Consider the following 20,258-nt stretch of genomic DNA (forward strand, 5'->3'; position numbering starts at 1 on the left):
CAAAATTATCACTTTGATAAGTTCTGCTTAACTTATTCTCCAACATGTTTCATAAATTTACATTTAATCTTTAAGGAAAATGACGAAGAAATTACTAAAATAACCATTGATTATAATTATTCTAATTTTATCTTATTTTAATTTTGACGTTAGTACTATTCATTTTCATCAATTTCATCGTCAAAGGACAAAAATGACAACTTTCGGAAAACTCACAACCTCCGCACTGCTGGGCCTTGGGCTCCTCACAAGCTCCCTCTACGCCGATGCCGACAAAGGTCAGCGCCTCTATCAGAAGAAGCTCAAAACGACCTGCGGGATGACCGGTGCCGTCTTCGCGGCGAAACATACGCAGATGGAGTGGGAAGAAGCCAAAGAGAGCGGCACCCTCGCCGAAATGATGACCGAGGCGTGTCCCGAAGGCAAAAGCTTCTTTGAAAGCGACAAGTTCAAAAGCAAATTTGAAGAGCACCTTTACGACTTCGTCCACGACTTCGCCAGCGACAGCGGAAACATCCCTTCTTGCTGACCGCATCACAACTTCACTAGGGGGGCCACGCCTTTTCGGCCCCGCTTCTTTACAACCGATTCCCCTTACCCTAAAGGATTATTATGCGAAAAACCCTCCTTTCGACTGCCGTGTTGAGTCTGTTCGCCGGCGCGCTTGCCGCCGACGATGCATCGATGCAGGCGGAGATCGACGCGCTGATGCAAAAAGTGCAGAAACTCGAACAACAGCAGAAGCGCACCAACAAGAAACTGAGCCAGGTCAATGCGCAGAGCGCCAACGACAACGTCAAGTTCGGGCTCGACTTCAGAAATGCCGTCGATGTCATCGATTACCGGAACAATGACGCCGACACCTATGCGACCAACCCTTCGCTGCTCACCAGCCGCCTCTACCTGACCATGGGTGCGGCACCGACGGAGGGTCTGACCTTCCAGGGCAAACTCGCCGTCTACTCCACCTGGGGCAGCCACCTTTACGTGACCGACCCCGCACTCAAAGACTGGGCGGCCAGTTCCAAGGCCTCCGACACCGTCATGCGCATCAAGGAGGCCTATTTCGTCTACTCCGACGAACTCGGCGGACAGCCGGTCAGCGTCTCGGTCGGCCGGCGCCCCTCCACCAACGGGTTCCTCGCCAACTACCGGGAAAACGAAACCGACCCCGGCTCCCCCCTCGCACACATCACCAATATGGAAGTCAACGGCGCCATGGTCCGTCTCGACTGGAGCCGCTTCCTGGACGGTGCCTATACCAAGTTCGTGTGCGGCCGCGCTCACAGCGGGGAGATGCAGGACGTCTACGGCGACGTCTCGGGTGCACGCATGCCCTACGCTCTGAGCGGCGGTGACGTCAATACGACGCTCGAAGACACCAGCGTCGACTTCTTTGTCATGCCGGGGAACGCCTATGATGACGGGCAGTACCAGGTGATGTACCAGTGGGCGCATATCTTCAACACCAAAGGGATGAAACTCGACGGGAACATCCCCAAAGCGGCATCCGGGTCAGCCGACCTCTTCTCCGTCGGTCTGAAAGTAAGCGGGATCGGCGAGGAGATCAGCGATTTCCTGGATGAGACGACCCTCTTCGTCTCCGGTGCCTATACGCACTACGACGCCAAAAACGGTTACACGCTCCTCGGTTCCGCCGACGGCGGGAGCCGCAGCGGCAGCTCCGTCTGGGCCGGGATCATTATCCCGGATATGCTCACCGACAGCGGCAGACTCGGCTTTGAGTATAACCACGGTTCAAAATACTGGACGCCGATGAACTGGGCGGAAGATACGGCAATAGGTTCCAAGCTCGCCGTACGCGGGAACGCCTATGAAGCGTACTGGAACTTCGACCTCTTCGGCGTCAAATACCTGCCGTCGCAGATCCGCTACACCTACGTCCAGCACGACTATACCCCCAACATCAACTGTGCCGGCTGGGTGGCCCCTGTGAAAACGGACATCACGGCGACCGACCTTCGGCTGGCCGTCACGTACCGATACTGACGATACCGTCAAAACGACCTCCCTGCCGTTTCGCACGGTACGGGAACCTAAGGAGTGGAATAAATGCATATGAAAAAACGATTTGAATCCCCGGAGACACAAACGCCTTCGGTCAACCTCTCGCGCCGCGAGGCGCTCAAACTGATGGGGATCTCCCCCATTGCCGCCGGAGTCCTTGCCGGCAGCGGCAGCAGCAGCTTCACCGAAGCCCGGGCCTCGGAGGCCAAGGGCAAGATCGTCATCGTCGGCGGGGGTGCGGGCGGTATCATGGCGATGGCGCGCCTGCACCGCGCCCTCTCCGATCCGGACATTACCCTGATCGCCCCGAACGAAAAGCACCTCTACCAGCCCGGGCAGGTCTTTATGGCCGCGGGCGAATACACCTTCGATGACATCGTCAAAGAGAACCGGGAGTTTATCCCCGAAGACGTCAACTGGATCAAGGACGAGGTCAAGACTTTCGACCCGGACAACAACAGGGTCATTACCCGCGCCGGCGAGGAGGTTGCCTACGACTACCTTGTCGTTGCAACGGGCCTGCAGTACCATTACGAATGGATCGAGGGACTGAGTGCCGACATGATCGGCCAAAACGGCATCTCCAGCGTCTACCTGAACGACCCCGAAAAGGGGACGGCCGACGGCGGCTCCATCACCTGGGAGTGGTTCAACGATCTCAAATCCGCGGCGAAAACAGGGAATCCGAAGGTCATCTGTACCCAGCCGGGGACACCGATCAAATGCGGCGGTGCCCCGCAGAAGATCCTCTACCTCAGCGACGACTTCCTCAAACGCGACGGTCTCAGCGCGGAGTTCACCTTCGCGACGACGAGCGGCAGCCTCTTCGGCGTACCGGAAGTGAACAAGACCCTCGTCGAAGAGGTGCAGCCGCGCTACGGCAACATCACCAACAAGTTCGGCCACAACCTCGTCGCCGTCGATGCGGCGAAGAAAATCGCGACCTTCGAACACAAGTACGAAGTCCAGGGCGACTACGACGAGGACCTCGAAGAGTACGATATGATCACCAAGGTCGACCGCGTGGAGATGCCGTACGACTTCCTCCATGTCGTCCCGCCGATGAGCGCGCCGGACGCCGTCGCCTCCTCGCCGCTGGGGTGGCAGAAGGGCTCCGCCAAAGGGTGGCTCGAAGTGGACCGCTACACCCTGCAGCATCTGCGCTACCCCAATGTCTTCGGTATCGGGGACGTCTGCGGGATCCCGCTGGGCAAAACGGGGGGAAGTGCCCGCCACCACGGACCGATCATGGTCGCCAACCTGCTGGCGCAGATGGAAGGCAAGGCATTGAAGGAGAAGTTCGACGGTTATACCGTCTGTCCCCTCAAAACGCAGTATGGTAAAATCATCCTGGCCGAGTTCGACTACGACGGTGCCGCGCCCTCCTTCCCGCTCGCCGTCGGCGAAGCGCGCTGGGCGTGGTGGGCCTTTGACCTGTACATGCTCAAACCGATGTACTGGTACCTGATGATGCGGGGGTTGATGTAGAAAATGCGGAAATACGTGATAAAAGAGGGGGTGATCTTCCTGCTTCTTCTGATCACACTGTCACTGCTGCTGCACCCGGACCTGCTGGGCGATCCGGCTTCGCGCCTGTCGCAGATGCTGGGAAGGGAGAATTACTTTCACCCCCTCCTCTACACGCTGCCGGTCTATCTGACCGTGCTCCTTTTCCGCGGCATCATGCGCCTCTTCCGGCACCTCATCCGCCGGAACGAAGCGTAGGACGGCTGCGCTTATCCCGCCAGAATCTTTCCGACGATCTCGTAAACGTTTTTCGAAATGCCCCGGTGCGCCTGTACCTTCTCCAGCGCGTCGCGCATCTGCGCCCGGCTGTGCGGGTTCAGGCGGTTGTAGGTCTTGTACGCGCCCGCCAGCCCCGCCGCGATCATCGGGTTGATCGCATCGAGGGCGATGATCTGCTCGGCGACGAAGGCGTAGCCGCTGCCGTCATAAGCGTGGAAATGGTAAGGGTTGCGGGCGAAACTTCCGATCAGCGCGCGTACAAGGTTCGGGACTTTGATGTTGAAGACCGCATCCTCCATCGCCGCACGCACGTTTGAAAGCGTATCGGGCTGCGGGGAGGAGGCAATGACGCTGAAATACTTCGTCATCACCAGCATATCCGTGCTGTAGCGTGCATAGAAGTCGCGCATCGGCGCTTCGGCCGCTGCCGGCGCCCCGTGGTGCAGCATCTGCAACGCAGCCAGGCGGTCCGTCATCGTCCGGCTCTCTTCGTACTGGGCCAGGGCGGCAGCGATGCTTTCGGCATCCTGCTGCGCCATCAGGTAGCCCAGCAGCCGGTTCTTGAGCGCGCGGGCGCCGATGCTCTCCGCCTCGAGCCCGACGTGCTCGGCACGGTGGAGCCCCTCGTAAAGACGGCGCATCGTGGCCTCACAGGCCACGGCGATCTCGCGCTTCAGGGCATCGGAGGCTTCGAGAATGGCATGCACATCGACACTCTGCTGTGCCTGCATCAGCATCGTCACCGTCGGCAGGGAGAGCAGCTGCGCCTTGAACTGCAGGTCGAGGGATTCGTCTTCGAGAATATGGCTGAAACTCTGCAGGAACTGGGGGCTGACCGCTTCCCCGCGCATCATCGCCTCGAGCGTCGAACGCGCAAAGGACTGGGCCGCTTCGTACCGCACAAACCCGTCACTGTCATAGCGCATCAGGCTCATCACGTCCGCCTGCGGGTACTCCATGACGACCGGCGCACCGAAATGGCGGTTGAGCGAGAGCGTGGGTTCGGAAGCCAGCCCGCCGAAGGTGAAACTCTCCTCTTCGCGGGTCACCAGCAAGATACCGCGCTCGAGCAGCGGCTGTGCCGCCGTGTCGCCCTCAAGCTGCAGCGGGAGCTCCTCCCCGCCGTGCCCCAGCAGTGCAAGACGTAGCGGCATGCAGTAGGGCTGCTGCTTCCGGCCGTCCACCGCGTCTGGGACGATCTGTTCCAGTTTCAGCGTCAGCCTTCCCGTTGCCGCATCATAGGAGTGCTCCGCGCAGAGCGAGGGAGTACGCTCCTGGGAGTACCACAGCGCGAACTGCGTCAGGTCGATCGGGCTGTACTGCTGCATCGCCCAGAGGAAGTCCTCCGTCCGCACCGCCTGGCCGTCGAAAGTCTCGAAATAGAGGTCCATGGCGGCGCGCCACGCCTTCTCCCCCAGAATCGTGTTGAGCATACGGATCACTTCCGAGCCCTTTTCGTAGACCGTCGCCGTATAGAAGTTGTTGATCTCGATGTACTGTTCGGGCTTGATGGGGTGCGCGGTCGGGCCCGCATCCTCGGGGAACTGCCGCTCGCGCAGCATGTCGACGTCCCGGATGCGCTGGACAACCTCGGACTGCATGTCGGCGCTGAAGCTCTGGTCGCGGAAGACGGTGAGCCCCTCTTTGAGGGTCAGCTGGAACCAGTCGCGGCAGGTGATGCGGTTCCCCGTCCAGTTGTGGAAATACTCGTGCGCGATGACGCTCTCGATCCCCAGGAAGTCGGCATCCGTTGCCGTCTCCTCGTCGGCCAGAACATAGTGGGAGTTGAAGACATTGAGCCCCTTGTTCTCCATCGCCCCCATGTTGAAGCTGTCTACGGCGACGATGTTATAGACGGAAAGATCGTAGCTGCGGCCGTAAGTCTCCTCGTCCCAGCGCATCGACGCCTTGAGCGAACGCATGGCGTGGTCGGCGCGGCTTTCGTTGCCCTTGTCTACATAGATGTTCAATGCCACCGTGTTCCCCTCCGCCGTCGTAAAGGAGTCGCTGATGTGTCCCAGGTCTCCAGCGACCAGCGCAAAGAGGTAGGAGGGTTTCGGGAAGGGGTCGTGCCAGAGGGCGTAGTGGCGGCCGTCGGGGAAACTCCCCTCCTCTTCGAGGTTCCCGTTGCTCAGCAGTACCGGGCAGCTCGCCTGCTCCGCGATCACCTTGACGGTAAAGACGCTCATGTTGTCGGGGCGGTCGATAAAGTAGGTGATCCGGCGGAAGCCGTGCGGCTCGCACTGGGTACAGTAGATGCCGCCCGAGCGGTAGAGCCCCTCCAGGGCCGTATTCTGGTCCGGGTAGATCTTCGTGACGACCTGGACCGTCGCTTCCGCACCCGGGTCGAAGATCGTCAGTGCCTCCGCATCACGCGAATAGGCTTCGTCGGGGATCTTGACGTCGTCGACCTTGACGCAAAGCAGTTTCAGATCATCGCCGTCAAGGAGCAGCGGGACCGGAACGTCGCCGCGGCGCTTCACCGTCATGCGGTTGATGACCAGCGTATGCTCTTCGAAAATCTCGAACGTCAGCTCTGCCGTCAGGATCTGGTATGCCGGGGCTTCATACTCTTTCAGATAAATCGTTTTGGGTTGGGACATGCTTTTTCCGTTTCTCGTAAATAGGCTGTGCAATAGTAACGTAGGCAGACCTGAACCCCATTTAAGAACATTAACTTCCATTTTGGGGTAAGATAAGAACACCCACAGGAATAAATAGTGAATGGGAGTTCTTGAGAATGAAAACGACACACACTTTTGCACGGCAGCCTATCGTAGATGCAGAGAAGAACACCTTCGGCTATGAGTTTTTTTACCGCAACAGCATCGGCGAAAGCGGCTTCGAGAATGCGCGGGCCGCGACCGCCGCGCTGCTCGTGGCGCTGCTCAACCAGATCGGTCTGCAAAAAGCCGCCGAAAACCGCTACCTTTTTATCAACATCGATTCATCGGTCCTTTTGACGGATCTCCTGCTCGCGGTGCCGCCAAGGTCCTTTGTCTTTTCCCTCCCCGCCGATGCACAGCTCGGCACACGCGAGGGCGAAGTCCTCAAGAAGCTGCATGAGAGCGGCTACCGCTTCGCCCTCGAGAATGTCGATACACAGAAAGGGCTGACCGGCGTGTATGACGCGCTGCTCCCCTATATCGATTACATCAAGATCGATGCCAGCGCCACCGACAACGACCTGCTGCCGGCGATCGTCGAGCGTTTCAAAGGCAAACAGCTCATTGCCGAGCGTATCGAGATCGACGAGGTCCTCGAGGCCTACAAGGAGAAAGGCTTCCGGTACTTTCAGGGCTTCGCCTGCGGCGCCCCCGTCCTGATGGAGTACAACCGTGTCGACCCCAAACACATGGGGGTCGTAAAGATCTACAATATGCTCCTCGACGGCACGCCCATGGAACAGATTGCGCGGGAGATGCGCCACCACAACGAGCTCTCCATGCAGCTGCTGCAGTACCTGCACTCCTTCTCGCTCGACAACCCCTTCCCAAACCGTTCGATGGAAGAGATCATTATCAAGATGGGTGCGGAGCGTCTCAAGCACTGGCTCTCGCTGATCATCTTCGCCAAAAGCGGCCAGGCGATCCGGGAGGACAAAAGCCCCCTCTCCAGTCTGATGGAACAGCGCATCGACCTGATGCACTGCACCATTACCTGCCTGCAGAGCGAAGATGAACAGCTCTTTGAAAGGGCGCGCCTGATGGCCCTGATCTCCCTGATGGAGCCGGTCCTCGGCCTGCCGCTCAAGGCAGCACTCAACGGCCTCCCCGTCGAAGACAGTATCGAGGACGCCCTTGTGCTGCATTCGGGGCGTCTGGGGAAGATCTTCGGCCTGACGCAGGCCCTGGAAAAAGAGGACAACGACCTCATCCGGCTGCTGATGGACGAGCTGGGACTTGAGCCTGAGGTGCTCCCGACGCTGAAAAACATGATCAAGATGTAAATGCGCCTTTTCCTCGCCCAGACGGCGACGCTGTTTGACTACACCGGCATCCGGGACGCATTCGCCCCCTGTATAGAGGGGCGCTGGCGCCCGGAAGCCTCCCTGCACGCCACGCTGCTCTTCCTCGGAGATCGCTTTTCCCCCGAACAGGTCATCGAAACCGTCCGCAATTGTGATCTTTCCCTGTCAAATGCTTATATCAAAGGCATCGACCGCTTTGCGCACAACCGTATCCTCTACGCCGCGAGCGATCACCCCACCCTGGTGGCGGGGCATCATCTGCTGAGCCATGCCTTTGCAATGACACCCCACCGCCGCTACGTTCCCCACGTCACGCTGATGCGCTACAAGAAGATTGACATTGGCTGTTTTGAAGGGGAGAAGATGAACACCGAAGCGGTGGTCGCGGGGAAACTGGAAGGAAATCTGAAACTGATGCGCAGTACGCTCACCCCCTCAGGCGCCGTTTACGACACCCTCCATCAGTTCTGAGCGCAGCGCGCCTCGATCGCCTCGACCGACTTCGCCACGGCCGCGCTGAGGTTCTCGTGCCCGCGCTCCGTCACGAGGATGTCGTCTTCGATCCGGATCCCGATGCCGCGGTACCGTTCGGGCAACGATGTATCGGAAGCGGGAAGGTAGAGCCCCGGCTCGATGGTGAGCACCATCCCGGGGGCCAGGACGATTTCATTGCCCTCTTCGTCAAAATAGGGGGCCTGGTCGTGGACATCGATTCCCATCCAGTGGCCGATGCCGTGGGGGAAGTACTTTTTATGCGCCTTCGCCTCGATCAGCGCATCGACCTCCCCTTTCAAAATGCCGAGCTTCACCATCTTTTCGCAGAGCATCCATTCGGCGTTTTTCTGGAGTTCGCTTTTAAAGATCCCCGGCCCGATCTGGGCGATGACGGCGAGCTGGACATCCAGGACCGCTTCATAGACCTCCTTCTGGGCCTCGGTGAAACGGCCGTTGACGGGGAAGGTACGGGTAATGTCGGTCGCATAGTGGCGGTATTCGCACCCCGCGTCGATGAGAACCAGGTCCCCGTCGCCCAGCGGCGCATCGTTTTTGATGTAGTGCAGGGTATTGGCATGGTCCCCGCCGGCAATGATCGTCGTGTAGGCGTCGCTGTAGGCACCGTTCTTCGTGAACATGTACTCATACTCCGCCTGCAGTGCGTACTCCATCATCCCCGGCGTACAGACCGCCATGGCGTGGTGGTGCGCCGCCGCCGTGATCTCCAGCCCCGCGCGGATCGTCGCGATCTCCTCCTCGCTCTTGAGCAGCCGCATCTGCCGCACCATCTGCGTGAGGTCGACCAGCTGTGTCACGGGCCGTTTCGTCTCGCGTTTGTGGCGCAGTTTGTCCGCCGCATCCCTCGCCGTTTCGAAGCGCTCGTCCGACCCGAAAATATCGCCGTAGAGGCGCGGCAGGTTCTGCATCAGTTCCGGCAGTTTCTCTTCGAACGCCTCGACGGAATAGACCTCGTCGACGTCAAACCGCGCCTTCGCCGCATCGACGCCGGTGCGTTTCCCCGTCCACAGCTCCATCTCCTCGACCTTCGGCTGCACAAAGAGCACACTCTTATTGGCGTCGCTGCCCCGGACCAGGACGAGGGCGGCATTGTCCTCTTCAAAACCGGTCAGGTAGAAGAAATCGCTGTTCTGGCGATAGGGGTACTCCGTGTCGTTGGAACGGGTCTTCAGCGTCGCCGTTCCCAGCACGGCGATCCCCTCTTCCATCTTCGACAACAGGCGGTCCCGCCTCTGTTTATAGGTCATTTCGTTCATGCCGTAATTGTAGCCCGTTTCGCTATAATTGCACAACTTTTACGGCGTAAAAAGCGGGCAACCGCCCCGCTGCCGCCCAGACAATCCACTTACCAGGGACCCAGATGATCGACCTCAAACTGCTTCAGAAAGATTTTGAAAACGTCAGTGCCGCACTGATGCGCAAAAAGGTCAGCCCGGAGCTGATCGACGAACTCAAAGCGCGCAATGAAGCCCTCAAAACGGCCAAGGCGGCGTTCGAGGAGGTTCAGGCGGCCCAGAACGAAATGAGCCGCCTTTTCCCACAGTACAAGAAAGAGGGCAAGGATGTCAGCGAGCTGAAGGCAAAGCTCGATGCGAACAAAGCCCGCATCGGCGAACTCCAGGAGGCGCAGCGCGACGCGGAGGCGGCCCTGGATGCGCTTGCGATGGGGATCCCGAACATGCCGGATGCCGACGTACCGGACGGTGCGGACGAGAACGACAACGTCGAGATCGCCAAAGTCCTCGAACCGCGCAGTTTTGCCTTCACCCCGAAAGAGCACTGGGAGCTGGCCGAAACCAACGGCTGGATCGACTTCGAGCGCGGCGTCAAGGTCGCCCACAGCCGTTTTGCCGTGATGAACGACATGGGTGCGCGCCTGGAACGCGCCCTGATCAACTTCATGCTCGACTTCAACCGTGAACGCGGTTTTACGGAGATGAGTGTCCCCGAACTCGTCAACAGCCGCGCCCTCGAGGGGACGGGCCAGTTGCCGAAATTCGAGGAAGACCTCTATAAAACCGAAGGCGAAGACCTCTACCTCGTCCCGACGGCGGAGGTGCCGCTGACGAACCTCTTCCAGGACGAGATCATCCCCGAAGAGGCCCTGCCCGTCAAAATGACCGGCCATACGGCCTGTTTCCGCAAAGAAGCGGGTTCCGCGGGGCGCGACACCCGCGGCATCATCCGTCAGCACCAGTTTAGAAAGGTCGAGCTCGTCAGCATCACCAAGGCCGACGACAGCGACCGCGTCTTCGACGAGATGGTTGCCTGCGCCTCCGACCTGCTCAAGGCCCTCGAACTCCCCCACCGCCTCGTCACCCTCTGTACCGGCGACCTCGGCTTCGGCGCGGCAAAGACGATCGACCTCGAAGTGTGGCTGCCGGGACAGAACACCTACCGCGAGATCAGCTCCGTCTCCAACACCCGCGACTTCCAGGCCCGCCGGGCGAAGATCCGCTACAAAGAGGGAAAGAAGAACGTCCTCGCCCACACCCTCAACGGCTCCTCACTCGCCGTCGGCCGCACGATGGTCGCCATCATGGAGAACTTCCAGAACGAAGACGGCTCCATCGAGATCCCCCAGGTCCTGCACAAGTACCTCTGATCAGGCACAGTCCGCGCTGAAGCTTCTAGGGTTTAGGGGCCATCTTGATGGTGCCAGAGCCCACTTCCGTCCAATAGAGATTGACGTCATCTACGACAAGACTGTTTGGCCAAGATTCAAAATAGTCTAGATTTTCGTACAGGACCGTCGATATCCCGCCGGTTTTCGGGATCGATCCAAGCATCGATCCACGCAACGTTAGATCAATCCAGAAGAGGTGGGTGTCGTCTACAGCCAGGATTCTCCATGCCGCACTGTCCAGCAAAACCAACTCCGAGATACTCCCGCCGCTTACCGGTACTTTCCTGATCTTGCCCGTATCATTCTCTGGAAAAAAGACATCCGTCCCATCCGTCGTGAAATCTGATAAAAACGAGAGTCCCCCGGCCACGGTCTCCGTTGCACCGCCTAAAACCGATACTCTGGATATCGTGTCGTAATGCGCTATCCAGTAGACATAACCTCCAACCGTCATGAGGGGGCCTGAAGGACCTACCAATGTATTAGAGAGCTCCACGACCGGTCCGCCGCTGCTGGCAACCATTGCGATACGGGTAAAAGGGCCATCTTCAATCCAATAGATATTCGTCCCGTCCGTATCAATATCGAAAATGGCGAAATCCGCTTCTGCAACATTGGTAATCTTCCCACCCGCTTTGGGCAGCTTCTTGATCATCCATCTGTCTGCAATATAGATAAAAGCATCGTCGACCGCGATCGGCATTGTTCCAGTGATAATCCCGCTAATGATCGGCGAGATCTCTCCGCCGCCCAAAGGCATCATCTCAATCCTGCCGAACCCTTCTATGCTCCCGACCGGTCCGCCTTCGATCCAGTACATATCTGTTCCGTTGATCACAACGGACTGCGGCGCGTTTACGCCGTCGATCAGCGTCGTGACGGCCCCGCCGGACACGGAGATTTTTTTAATACGCCCCGTCTGCCCGTGGGCACAACATACCGTTTCGACCCAAAAAAGTTCCGTTCCCTCCACTCTGATGTCTACCGGTGATGCCAACCCGCCAGCCAAGGAAACGACCGCCCCGCCGCTTTTGGGGATCAGATTGATGGAATCCGCATCAATCCAGTAGACGTTCGTACTGTCCGTGGCCAGTTTTCTCGGGAGTGCGGGGAGAATCCCGACCTCGCCAACACTTGCTGTATTCAAATCCACTTTAAGCAGACGGGCCGTACCCGGATATGGATATTGCACTTCTGCCACGAAGAGTTCTGCACCGTCCACGACGATATCACCGACAAAGGCGTTATAGCCGCTATTGCCGTCAAGTACCGTCGTCACTTCACCGCCTCCAAGAGGCATTTTCCTGATGATACCCGCACTCGGGAAAAACGATTCAAGCCAATAGAGGGAAATGCCGTCACTTGCCATGCTCACGATGGGAGTCATGGTGCTGTACAGCACGCTTTCCTCTCCGCCCGCCTTGGCAACGCGTCGGATTGTGTACGTATTCGGTGAGAAGGTCGATTGAATCCAGTAAAGGTAGGTCGTATCGGCAATGATGTCGTTGACGCCTCCGGCACAATTCTCGCCGCTGGCGATGATGACAGACGTATTCCCGTCCAGGCTTGATCGGACGAGGGTTTTGCCGAGCCCATCCCCCGTACAGCTGCTTGAGGGCACCGCACCTGCCCCGATCCAGTAAAGCTCTTGATCGCTGACGATCATCGATTCCGGGTCACCGAACGCTTTGACGACATCCGAAAGATTCTGATCCGGTAGGGTGATTTTTCTTACCGGTGCACTGCTTTTATCCGACCAGTAAAGCGTATTGGCATTGACCGTCAACGACGTGGGGAAAGGGACAGCCGTCGCCAGCGTTGTCGTATCAGTGACCGTATTGTTGGTATCTTGATACAAAATAAAGTTACCGCTGTCACCGGCACAAAGCCCCGCCGTTATCGTGTACTCTCCGCTGATAACGTTACCGGAGAGGATCCCACTGATCTGCATTCCGTCTGCGCCGGAGACTGCCGATAGCGTCACCGTGTTTCCTGATACCATTCCGCTGATCAACGCCGTTGCCAAACAGGGGGAGTTTGTCACATTGATCTCCCCGGTAAGGGTTGAGCCCTCTTGATCCACTTCCAGCGTAAGGGTTCCCTCGTACTCTGTGACGCTGCTGTACCATATCCCTGACCACGCTCCGCTCACGTCGGCGGCCGGGACCGTACCGGAGGAGCCGCCGCCACCCCCACACCCGGCTATCGTCAGCAGTGCCGCAATGACCACGAGAAGAAAAGACCGAAAAATCTTGTGACGACCGAACATGATGGCTCCTTGCTTTGGATACCCGAATAAACAAGTATACACCAAAGTAAAAGCGGGGAGCCAAACTGTGCAAGTGGAAAGCGAGGATGAAAAAGGCGGGATGCCTCAGCCCAAAGCCTCTTTTTTACGGTAAAACATCCAGCTCTGAACCACCCCCCGGAACAGGAAGAAAAGCATAAAATTGATCCACAGCGCATAGGTAAAATCCGTCCCCCTCGTCAGGTAAAAAAGCGCGAGGAAGAGCGCGGTCGAGTAGAGAATCGCGTTGCGCAGCGCGCGCGCCGCCGTCATCCCGATGAAGACACCGTCCCAGATGAAGGCGGCGAAGCTCAGCAGCGGTATGGCGACCACGTAGGGCATGAAGGGGAGCGTCGCATCGATAATGGATTGCTGATCCGTGTAGAGGTGCAGGATCGCCTCGCCGAAGAGGCCGTAAAAGAGCATATAGAGCAGGCTGAAACCGACGCCCCAGGCGAAGAGGTAGCGGATCACCCGGTGAAAATCTTCCCACGCTCCGGCCCCGTAATAACGGCCGACGAGCGACTCCGCCGCGTTGGCAAAGCCGTCGAGACTGTAGGAGAACCAGACGACGAACTGCAGCAGCAGGATCATCACTGTCAGGGTCTGCTCACTCTCTTTGGCCGCCTGCGAATAGAAAAAGGCAAAGACGAAGGTCAGTGCCGTCGTGCGGATGAAGATATCCTTGTTGACGTGCAGGAAACGCCCCAGTTCACTGCGCTGCAGCATCGCCGAGAGATTATAGGGGTGCAGACGCTCTTTGTATTTCAGCAGAAATGCCAGCGCGAGAAACAGCCCGGCGTACTGGGCGATGAGCGTGCCGTACGCCGCCCCCTCGATTCCCCAGCCCAGCTCCATGACGAAGTAGTAGCTGAACACGATATTGACGAGATTGATGCAGAGGGTGACCGCGAGCGGGATCACGGCATTCTGCATGCCGAAGTACCACCCCGTCAGTGCATAGAGCATCAAGACCGCCGGCGCCGTCCAGATACGCAGCTCGAAGTAACGCATCGCCTCGTCGGTATACCCCGCCCCGACATTCATCAACTCGAAAGCCGTAGAGGCCAGAGGCCCCCGGAACAGCAGCAGCAGTCCCGCAAACAGCAGCGTCACGAGCAGAGCGCGGTAGAGCGTCAGGGAGATACCACGCACATCGTGCGCCCCGAAAGCCTGTGCCGTCATGCCCGTCGTTCCCATCCGCAGGAAATTGAGCGAACCGTAGAGGAAGACGAAGATCATGCTCACCAGTCCCAGCGCGGCCAGCTCAGCACTCCCCTGGTGCCCCATCAGCATCGTATCGACCGCCGAGACCAGCGGGACGGAAATATTGCTGACGATATTCGGGATCGCAAGGGCGAGGATCTTTTTATTCATTGCGGCGCATTATAGTGTAAAAGGTTCCCATGCGCGATCCTCTGCCCAGAACGCTTATCCATTTTCGCAGATTCTCCCCCTCCTTTTAGGGGTGCCGGAACGCCCTCTACCCCCTGAAAAAGCCCTGTTTCAGGCGGCCGGAATTTTCCGGTTGCAAACGCCGAAAAAAAGAGTATGATTCCGAAAATATCACCGCTCCCGACCTTTGGGCGGGGGAAAAGCAGGCCGTGTATGCCCACACGTCACTACCGCAAACTCTTCAGCGAACTCCGGCGCAGCCGCCTGCTCAAACTGCAGGCCGCCGTCCTCTTCGTGACGACCTTCATCGACTGGGTACTGATGCCGTTTCTGACGAAACTCGAAGGGACGCACCTGCCCGTTTTCATGATCAGTCTTTATATGCTCCTGGGCGCATCTGACGGTTTCGTACAGCCGTTTTTCAAGCACGTCCGGATTCACAACATCTACCTCTCCGTCATCCTCCTCGACCTGCTGCAGATTTTCGTCTATGCGCTGGTGCAGGTCGACATCGTCCTCTTTACCTACGTGATGCTCAGCATCTTCACGCTCCAGGCGATCACCTTTGAGATCTCGCGGGTCCATACCATCGACTTTATGAAGGAGGCGATCGATCTAAAAGACTACCTGATGCTGCGCTCCCTGATCATCTCCGCCGCCATTATCGCGGGCAGCCTCAGCTCTATGATCCTTGACGCGCTCGGGGTTTCCCTTGCCGCCATCCTCAGCGGCCTTGCGCTGCTCGGGCTTTTTGCCGTCGTCATCGAATACCGGCTCTACCGCAAATTCAGGAAGGTGCTGCAGGAGGGGGATACCTACATTGTCAGGCAGACCGGTACCCTCGATAAAAAAGTCTCGGTGTTCCACGACGACCCCGAAGCGTCTCAGTAAGATTTTTGCACCGCGCCGATAGGCTATAGAAAGAACTCCAAAGGAGAGTGTATGCCCGCCCCGATCCCGGATCTGATTGCATCCCTGGAAACGCAGATCGCGTGTTATGAAGACGGACGGGAGGCCGACGTCCACCCCTACGATATCGCCGAGCTGCTGCTGCAGCTGCGCAGTGAAGACGAAGCCTCCTACCTTGTCCTCCTGTCGCGCCTGCCCGAGACCCTGCAGGCACAGGTCCTCGTCGAACTGCCGAAGCCGTGCCACGAGGAGGTGATCGAACACTTTACGCCCGAAGAGATCGCCGACCTCACCAATACCCTCGACACCGACGATGCCGCCGAGCTGATCCGCAGTATCGAGGAGGTGGACGAAACTGTCGCCGGCGAAGTGCTCCAGAACCTGCCCGCTTCCGACCGCGAAACCCTGGAGACGCTAATCGCCTATGACTGGGAAGAGGCGGGGGCCTACATGCAGACCGAGCTCTTCTCGGCCTACATCGACGAACAGATCGGCGACTCCGTCCGGAGGCTCAAGCGCCTCAAGGCGGCCAAGGAGCTCGACAACGTCTTCCAGGTCTACGTCATCGATCGCAACCGGACCTTCCTCGGTTCCATCCCGCTGGAGGATCTCATCCTCCTCGGCCCACAGGTTTCATACGAAACGCTGGTAGCCGAAGGCGTCAACCGCGTTGCCGTCCGGGCGACCGACGACATCAAAACCATCGTCGATATCGCCGAGAATTACGACATGAACGTCGTACCGGTCGTCGATGCCCGCGGACGGCTGCTGGGGCGTATCACCTCTGACGATATCTACGACATCATCGAGGAGCGTGCGACCGGGCAGCTCTACAACCTCGCCGGGGTCAGCGACACCGCGGAGCAGGAGGAGAGCCTGCTGCGCATCGGAAAGACCCGGGCCGTCTGGCTCGGGATCAACCTCGTCACCGCCGTTGCTGCTTCCGCAGTCATCGGTCTGTTCGATGCAACGATCCAGTCTCTGGTCGCCCTGGCCGTGCTCATGCCCATCGTCGCCTCCATGGGCGGCAACGCCGGAACGCAGACGCTGACCGTCACCGTACGGCAGATGGCCCTGGGAGACATCAGCGGCGGGGATGCCCGCGCGACCGTGCTTAAAGAGGTCTACCTCGCCCTGATGAACGGGCTGCTCTTTGCCGCCGTCATCGGGGTCGTCGCCTGGATCTGGTTTTCGATGCCTATGCTCGGCGCCGTCATCGCCGCTTCGATGGTCATCAACCTATTCTCGGCAGGTTTTTTCGGTGCTCTTATCCCCCTGCTGCTGCAGAAAATGCAGATCGATCCCGCCGTCGGTTCCTCCGTCCTGCTGACGACGGTCACGGACATCGTCGGCTTCTTCAGTTTCCTGGGGTTGGCGAGCCTGATTCTGCTCTGAAAAACGCTGTTTGAGGGAAGTTACTTCTTATGGCGGCGGCGGTAGCGGCGCAGCAGGGTATAACGCTGGTAGAAAAACCAGGTAGCGCGCAGCGGGCCGTAAAGGATATAGAGGGTGAAAAAGAGGGCTACGCCCTCGATGGGATAGAGGAAGATCAGCGACGCCGTCACGAGCAGACCCACCAGGACCCGTTTGACGTGCATGGCATGCATATCGATCTTTTTGAAACTGGGATAACGGATATTGCTGACCATCAGCAGCGCCGTCACCAGCGCACCGACGAGGATGATCCAACCGTAGGTGGCATGGCCGCCGTATTTCGTAAAGAGCAGCACCAGCACGGCCGCAAACGTCGCCGCAGTGGGAATAGGCACCCCGATGAAGACCGAAGGTTCCGACTGGACGGTCATCACGTTGAAACGGGCCAGTCGGATCGCACCGAAAATGACAAAGAGCGCACTGACAAGCACCCCGAAACGCCCGTACTCATGCCCTGCATAAAGGTAGATGAGCATCGCAGGGGCCGCGCCGAACGCGATGATATCGGCCAGGGAGTCGAACTCGACGCCGAAACGGCTGCAGGTGTTGGTCAGACGGGCGACGCGGCCGTCAAGCCCGTCAAAGATCAGGGAGAGCAGGATCATCCACGCGGCGAAACCGAAGCGCCCCTGCGTCGCAGCGATCATACTGTAGACACCGGCGAAGACGCTTGCGGCGGTAAAGAGGTTCGGGAGCAGAAAAGCGAGCGAGCGCGACGGCGTTGCCATGGATTACCTCATATACCCCAGCAGGGTCTGGGTCGCGTAGACCCTTTCACCCGGGTTGACGGCGACCCGTGTCGAGGCCGGCAGCGTGAGACGTGTCACCCCGTGGGTCAGTACCCCGTAGCGTTCGCCCCGCATGCGGCGCTTCCCGGGAAGCGTCGTGTCGATCAGAAGTGAGAAGGGGGTGAGCGTCAGCATATGCGTCAGGCGGACGCTCCGCCCCTCTTCGTCCTCAAACACGAGGGCCCCCCGTTCGTTGAGCGTATCAAAAAGTGCAGAGCGGCGCGGCAACCGCGTCCCCCGGATCACCGTCTCGAAAGCGGAAACGCCCTCCACAAATGGTACCGTCAGCAGGGCGGCATCGAACCAGCCCGTTTCGATCTCGACGAGAACACTACCGTCGGAAAGGGTGTCAATCGCCGTCACTCTTCCGTCGCAGGGCGCGGTCACGCTCCCCTTTTCAAAATAGGCCGCCGTGCGGGCGGGTTTGCGGTACTTCCACAATAATGCACCTGCCAAGGCCAGGAAAAACCATGCCGCCAGATCCCAATCGAAAAAGGCGCAAACCAAAGCTGCCGCTGCGGCAATGCCTAACGGCCGCCACCCCTCTTTGACGATGAGATCTGACAAGGCGTTCATGACCGCTCCGTTCCGTCCTCTTGCATCGCAGTGGCCTGCGACATGTCTTCCGAGACTTCACGGTTGGCTTCGGCCGCCGCCGATTCGTCCAGCAGCGTCTCCATCCCGTTGTCCGTCTCGAAGCCACGGATAATCTCGCGGACTTCGGCCCCGCTGATGTTCTCGCGCTTATACAGCAGGGCGACCATATCCTCGATCGCCCCGCGGTATGTCTCCAGGCGCGTTTTGACGTCGACGTAGTGCTCTGCGAGCGTCTGCTTGATAAAGGTATCCATATCCTGGGCCATCTTTTCGCTGTATTCGCGCCCCTGGGTCATCCCCCCACCGAGGAAAGTGCTGCGCTGGCGCTCAAGGACCATCAGGCCGGCAACGTCACTCATACCGTACATCTGCACCATCGCCTTGATGATGTCGGTCGCACGCTCCAGGTCGTTACTCGCGCCCGTCGAGATCTCGCCGATGAAGACCTCCTCCGCCGCCCGGCCGCCCAGCAGGACGTCGACTTCGGCCAGCAGCTCGTGCTTCTGCGCCAGGTACTTGTTCTCTTCGGGCGTGTTCAGCGTATAGCCGAGCGCCGCAAGACCGCGCGGGACGATGGAGACCTTGGAGACCTTCTTCGCCCCCTTCGTCGTCTCCGCCAGCAGGGCATGGCCGCTTTCGTGGTAGGCGACGATACGCTTCTCTTTTTCGTCAATGCGGCGGCTCTTCTTCGCGAGACCGGCAATGGCACGCTCGACCGATTCGCGGATGTCACGCTGTTTCACGCTCTTCTGGCTCTTGCGTCCCGCGAGCAGCGCCGCTTCGTTGATGATGTTCGCAAGGTCGGCCCCCGCCAGCCCCGCGGTCAGGCGGGCGATCTCCTCGAGATCGACATCCTCGTCGATCTTGATCCCCTTGACGTGGACTTTCAGGATCGCGATACGCCCCTCGTAATCGGGCTTGTCGACGAGGACCTGACGGTCGAAACGGCCCGGGCGCAGGAGTGCGGGGTCGAGGATCTCCGGGCGGTTTGTCGCAGCCAGGATGATGATCGGCGTATCGGTACTGAACCCGTCCATCTCGGCGAGCAGCTGGTTGAGGGTCTGTTCCCGTTCGTCGTTGCCGCCCATCATGCCGCCTGCGGCACGGCTCTTACCGATGGCATCGATCTCATCGATAAAGATGATGGAAGGAGCATCCTTCTTCGCCTGTTCGAACAGGTCACGGACACGCGCGGCCCCGACCCCAACGAACATCTCGATAAAGCTTGAACCCGAGACGGAGAAGAACGGAACGTCCGCTTCGCCCGCAACGGCCTTCGCCAAAAGGGTTTTACCCGTTCCCGGGCTACCGACGAGCAGGACCCCTTTGGGGATCTTGGCGCCGAGTTCGACGTAGCGCTCCGGGTAACGGAGAAAGTCGACGATCTCGTGGACCTCCTCTTTGGCCTCTTCCGCCCCGGCGACGTCGTCAAACTTCGTCTTCGGTTTTTCGGAGTTGACAAGCTTCTTGGCATTGCCCATCCCCAGGATACCGCCGCCCATGTTCTTCTGCATGCGGCCCGCCATGAACATCCAGATGGCGATGATGATCAGAAACGGCAGCAGCCATCCGAACATCTCCGTGAACCAGTTGGACTCGGAGAAGCCGCTGTAGTCGATCTTCTCTTTGTCCAGCAGCGGTACGAGGGTATCGTCGTTGGCGACCTTGCGTGCCGTATAGGTGATCTTCTGGCCGTTCTGCTCGCCCAGCGCCCGGATATAGGACTGGCCGATTGCCACTTTGGAGATGCTGTGGCTCTCGATAAGGCCTTTGAGCTCGGAGTAGCTGACCTCCTGCGTCTTGCTGACGCTCTGGCCCATCACACCGTTGCCGCCCTGCTCGCCGATGAGGGCTTTGAAGATCAGGATAACGACGACCGAGAAGATCGCGAAGGTGATCAGGGGGTTCTGGTTAAAAAAGTTCTTGTTATTGTTCTCTTGATTATTGTCTTGTTGCGCCATAAAA

Annotated in this window: 16 protein-coding genes; 9 read left to right on the forward strand and 7 right to left on the reverse strand. The window is 58.8% G+C overall.

Annotated elements, in window-relative coordinates; all coding sequences use genetic code 11:
• Positions 1 to 193 precede the first annotated feature (193 nt).
• The 4 genes from WCX18_RS09895 (at position 194) to WCX18_RS09910 (ending at position 3,753) form a co-directional block, all read left to right on the forward strand.
• Positions 194 to 529, forward strand: a complete 336-nt coding sequence (locus WCX18_RS09895; RefSeq protein WP_345987424.1) for a cytochrome C — start codon at positions 194 to 196, stop codon at positions 527 to 529.
• An 83-nt stretch (positions 530 to 612) separates the two neighbouring features.
• Entirely contained in the window at positions 613 to 2,010 is a 1,398-nt protein-coding gene (locus WCX18_RS09900) for a DUF3373 family protein (RefSeq protein WP_345987425.1), read from the forward strand.
• 69 nt (positions 2,011 to 2,079) lie between these two features.
• Entirely contained in the window at positions 2,080 to 3,516 is a 1,437-nt protein-coding gene (locus WCX18_RS09905) for an FAD/NAD(P)-binding oxidoreductase (protein ID WP_345987426.1), read from the forward strand.
• A 3-nt stretch (positions 3,517 to 3,519) separates the two neighbouring features.
• Positions 3,520 to 3,753 (forward strand): hypothetical protein, encoded by a 234-nt coding sequence (locus WCX18_RS09910; protein ID WP_345987427.1) that lies wholly within the window; start codon positions 3,520 to 3,522, stop codon positions 3,751 to 3,753.
• 11 nt (positions 3,754 to 3,764) lie between these two features.
• Here the strand turns inward: WCX18_RS09910 and pepN are convergent, their stop codons facing one another.
• Positions 3,765 to 6,377 carry an aminopeptidase N gene (gene pepN, locus WCX18_RS09915; protein ID WP_345987428.1) on the reverse strand — a complete coding sequence of 871 codons (2,613 nt, stop codon included), beginning with the start codon at positions 6,375 to 6,377 and terminating at the stop codon, positions 3,765 to 3,767.
• A 137-nt stretch (positions 6,378 to 6,514) separates the two neighbouring features.
• Between pepN and WCX18_RS09920 the strand changes: the two genes are divergently transcribed.
• Together WCX18_RS09920 and WCX18_RS09925 are read left to right on the forward strand one after the other, a co-directional pair.
• The gene (locus WCX18_RS09920; RefSeq protein ID WP_345987429.1) at positions 6,515 to 7,723 is read left to right on the forward strand and encodes an EAL domain-containing protein; all 1,209 of its coding nucleotides are present in this window, start codon (positions 6,515 to 6,517) and stop codon (positions 7,721 to 7,723) included.
• Positions 7,724 to 8,215 (forward strand): hypothetical protein, encoded by a 492-nt coding sequence (locus tag WCX18_RS09925; RefSeq protein WP_345987430.1) that lies wholly within the window; start codon positions 7,724 to 7,726, stop codon positions 8,213 to 8,215. It abuts the gene before it with no gap.
• On the opposite strand, the gene WCX18_RS09930 is transcribed toward WCX18_RS09925, so the two are convergent.
• A complete protein-coding gene (locus tag WCX18_RS09930) occupies positions 8,206 to 9,513 on the reverse strand; it encodes an aminopeptidase P N-terminal domain-containing protein (RefSeq protein ID WP_345987431.1) in 1,308 nt (435 codons plus the stop codon). The two genes, WCX18_RS09925 and WCX18_RS09930, sit on opposite strands and share 10 nt — an antisense overlap.
• A 104-nt stretch (positions 9,514 to 9,617) precedes the next feature.
• Between WCX18_RS09930 and serS the strand changes: the two genes are divergently transcribed.
• Positions 9,618 to 10,862, forward strand: a complete 1,245-nt coding sequence (gene serS / locus WCX18_RS09935; RefSeq protein WP_345987432.1) for a serine--tRNA ligase — start codon at positions 9,618 to 9,620, stop codon at positions 10,860 to 10,862.
• A gap of 25 nt (positions 10,863 to 10,887) precedes the next feature.
• Here serS and WCX18_RS09940 read toward each other — a convergent pair whose 3' ends face one another.
• The gene (locus WCX18_RS09940; RefSeq protein WP_345987433.1) at positions 10,888 to 13,152 is read right to left on the reverse strand and encodes a hypothetical protein; all 2,265 of its coding nucleotides are present in this window, start codon (positions 13,150 to 13,152) and stop codon (positions 10,888 to 10,890) included.
• 105 nt (positions 13,153 to 13,257) lie between these two features.
• Positions 13,258 to 14,547 (reverse strand): MATE family efflux transporter, encoded by a 1,290-nt coding sequence (locus WCX18_RS09945; RefSeq protein WP_345987434.1) that lies wholly within the window; start codon positions 14,545 to 14,547, stop codon positions 13,258 to 13,260.
• A gap of 231 nt (positions 14,548 to 14,778) precedes the next feature.
• Between WCX18_RS09945 and WCX18_RS09950 the strand changes: the two genes are divergently transcribed.
• Together WCX18_RS09950 and mgtE are read left to right on the forward strand one after the other, a co-directional pair.
• On the forward strand, positions 14,779 to 15,456 hold the full coding sequence (locus WCX18_RS09950) for a hypothetical protein (RefSeq protein WP_345987435.1): 678 nt from the start codon (positions 14,779 to 14,781) through the stop codon (positions 15,454 to 15,456).
• 51 nt (positions 15,457 to 15,507) lie between these two features.
• Positions 15,508 to 16,869, forward strand: coding sequence for a magnesium transporter (gene mgtE, locus WCX18_RS09955; RefSeq protein WP_345987436.1), 1,362 nt, complete (start codon positions 15,508 to 15,510; stop codon positions 16,867 to 16,869).
• A 20-nt stretch (positions 16,870 to 16,889) separates the two neighbouring features.
• Here mgtE and pssA read toward each other — a convergent pair whose 3' ends face one another.
• Genes pssA through ftsH form a run of 3 tightly spaced genes read right to left on the reverse strand, consistent with a single transcriptional unit; the run spans position 16,890 to position 20,254 of the window.
• Complete coding sequence (pssA, locus tag WCX18_RS09960; RefSeq protein WP_345987437.1) at positions 16,890 to 17,636, reverse strand: CDP-diacylglycerol--serine O-phosphatidyltransferase; 747 nt, start codon at positions 17,634 to 17,636, stop codon at positions 16,890 to 16,892.
• Between the two features lie 3 nt (positions 17,637 to 17,639).
• Positions 17,640 to 18,272, reverse strand: a complete 633-nt coding sequence (locus WCX18_RS09965; RefSeq protein ID WP_345987438.1) for a phosphatidylserine decarboxylase — start codon at positions 18,270 to 18,272, stop codon at positions 17,640 to 17,642.
• Positions 18,269 to 20,254, reverse strand: a complete 1,986-nt coding sequence (gene ftsH, locus WCX18_RS09970; protein ID WP_345987439.1) for an ATP-dependent zinc metalloprotease FtsH — start codon at positions 20,252 to 20,254, stop codon at positions 18,269 to 18,271. Before ftsH ends, WCX18_RS09965 begins: the two co-directional genes overlap by 4 nt.
• Between the last annotated feature and the right edge of the window lie 4 nt (positions 20,255 to 20,258).

The organism is Sulfurimonas sp. HSL1-2 (assembly GCF_039645565.1).
Classification (GTDB): domain Bacteria; phylum Campylobacterota; class Campylobacteria; order Campylobacterales; family Sulfurimonadaceae; genus Thiomicrolovo; species Thiomicrolovo zhangzhouensis.

What these genes read in the sequence shown, in the direction of transcription:
- WCX18_RS09895 (WP_345987424.1), top strand. Translation starts at nt 194, where the DNA reads ATGACAACTTTCGGAAAACTCACAACCTCCGCACTGCTGGGCCTTGGG.
- WCX18_RS09900 (WP_345987425.1), top strand. Translation starts at nt 613, where the DNA reads ATGCGAAAAACCCTCCTTTCGACTGCCGTGTTGAGTCTGTTCGCCGGC.
- WCX18_RS09905 (WP_345987426.1), top strand. Translation starts at nt 2,080, where the DNA reads ATGAAAAAACGATTTGAATCCCCGGAGACACAAACGCCTTCGGTCAAC.
- WCX18_RS09910 (WP_345987427.1), top strand. Translation starts at nt 3,520, where the DNA reads ATGCGGAAATACGTGATAAAAGAGGGGGTGATCTTCCTGCTTCTTCTG.
- pepN (WP_345987428.1), bottom strand. Translation starts at nt 6,377, where the DNA reads ATGTCCCAACCCAAAACGATTTATCTGAAAGAGTATGAAGCCCCGGCA.
- WCX18_RS09920 (WP_345987429.1), top strand. Translation starts at nt 6,515, where the DNA reads ATGAAAACGACACACACTTTTGCACGGCAGCCTATCGTAGATGCAGAG.
- WCX18_RS09925 (WP_345987430.1), top strand. Translation starts at nt 7,724, where the DNA reads ATGCGCCTTTTCCTCGCCCAGACGGCGACGCTGTTTGACTACACCGGC.
- WCX18_RS09930 (WP_345987431.1), bottom strand. Translation starts at nt 9,513, where the DNA reads ATGAACGAAATGACCTATAAACAGAGGCGGGACCGCCTGTTGTCGAAG.
- serS (WP_345987432.1), top strand. Translation starts at nt 9,618, where the DNA reads ATGATCGACCTCAAACTGCTTCAGAAAGATTTTGAAAACGTCAGTGCC.
- WCX18_RS09940 (WP_345987433.1), bottom strand. Translation starts at nt 13,152, where the DNA reads ATGTTCGGTCGTCACAAGATTTTTCGGTCTTTTCTTCTCGTGGTCATT.
- WCX18_RS09945 (WP_345987434.1), bottom strand. Translation starts at nt 14,547, where the DNA reads ATGAATAAAAAGATCCTCGCCCTTGCGATCCCGAATATCGTCAGCAAT.
- WCX18_RS09950 (WP_345987435.1), top strand. Translation starts at nt 14,779, where the DNA reads ATGCCCACACGTCACTACCGCAAACTCTTCAGCGAACTCCGGCGCAGC.
- mgtE (WP_345987436.1), top strand. Translation starts at nt 15,508, where the DNA reads ATGCCCGCCCCGATCCCGGATCTGATTGCATCCCTGGAAACGCAGATC.
- pssA (WP_345987437.1), bottom strand. Translation starts at nt 17,636, where the DNA reads ATGGCAACGCCGTCGCGCTCGCTCGCTTTTCTGCTCCCGAACCTCTTT.
- WCX18_RS09965 (WP_345987438.1), bottom strand. Translation starts at nt 18,272, where the DNA reads ATGAACGCCTTGTCAGATCTCATCGTCAAAGAGGGGTGGCGGCCGTTA.
- ftsH (WP_345987439.1), bottom strand. Translation starts at nt 20,254, where the DNA reads ATGGCGCAACAAGACAATAATCAAGAGAACAATAACAAGAACTTTTTT.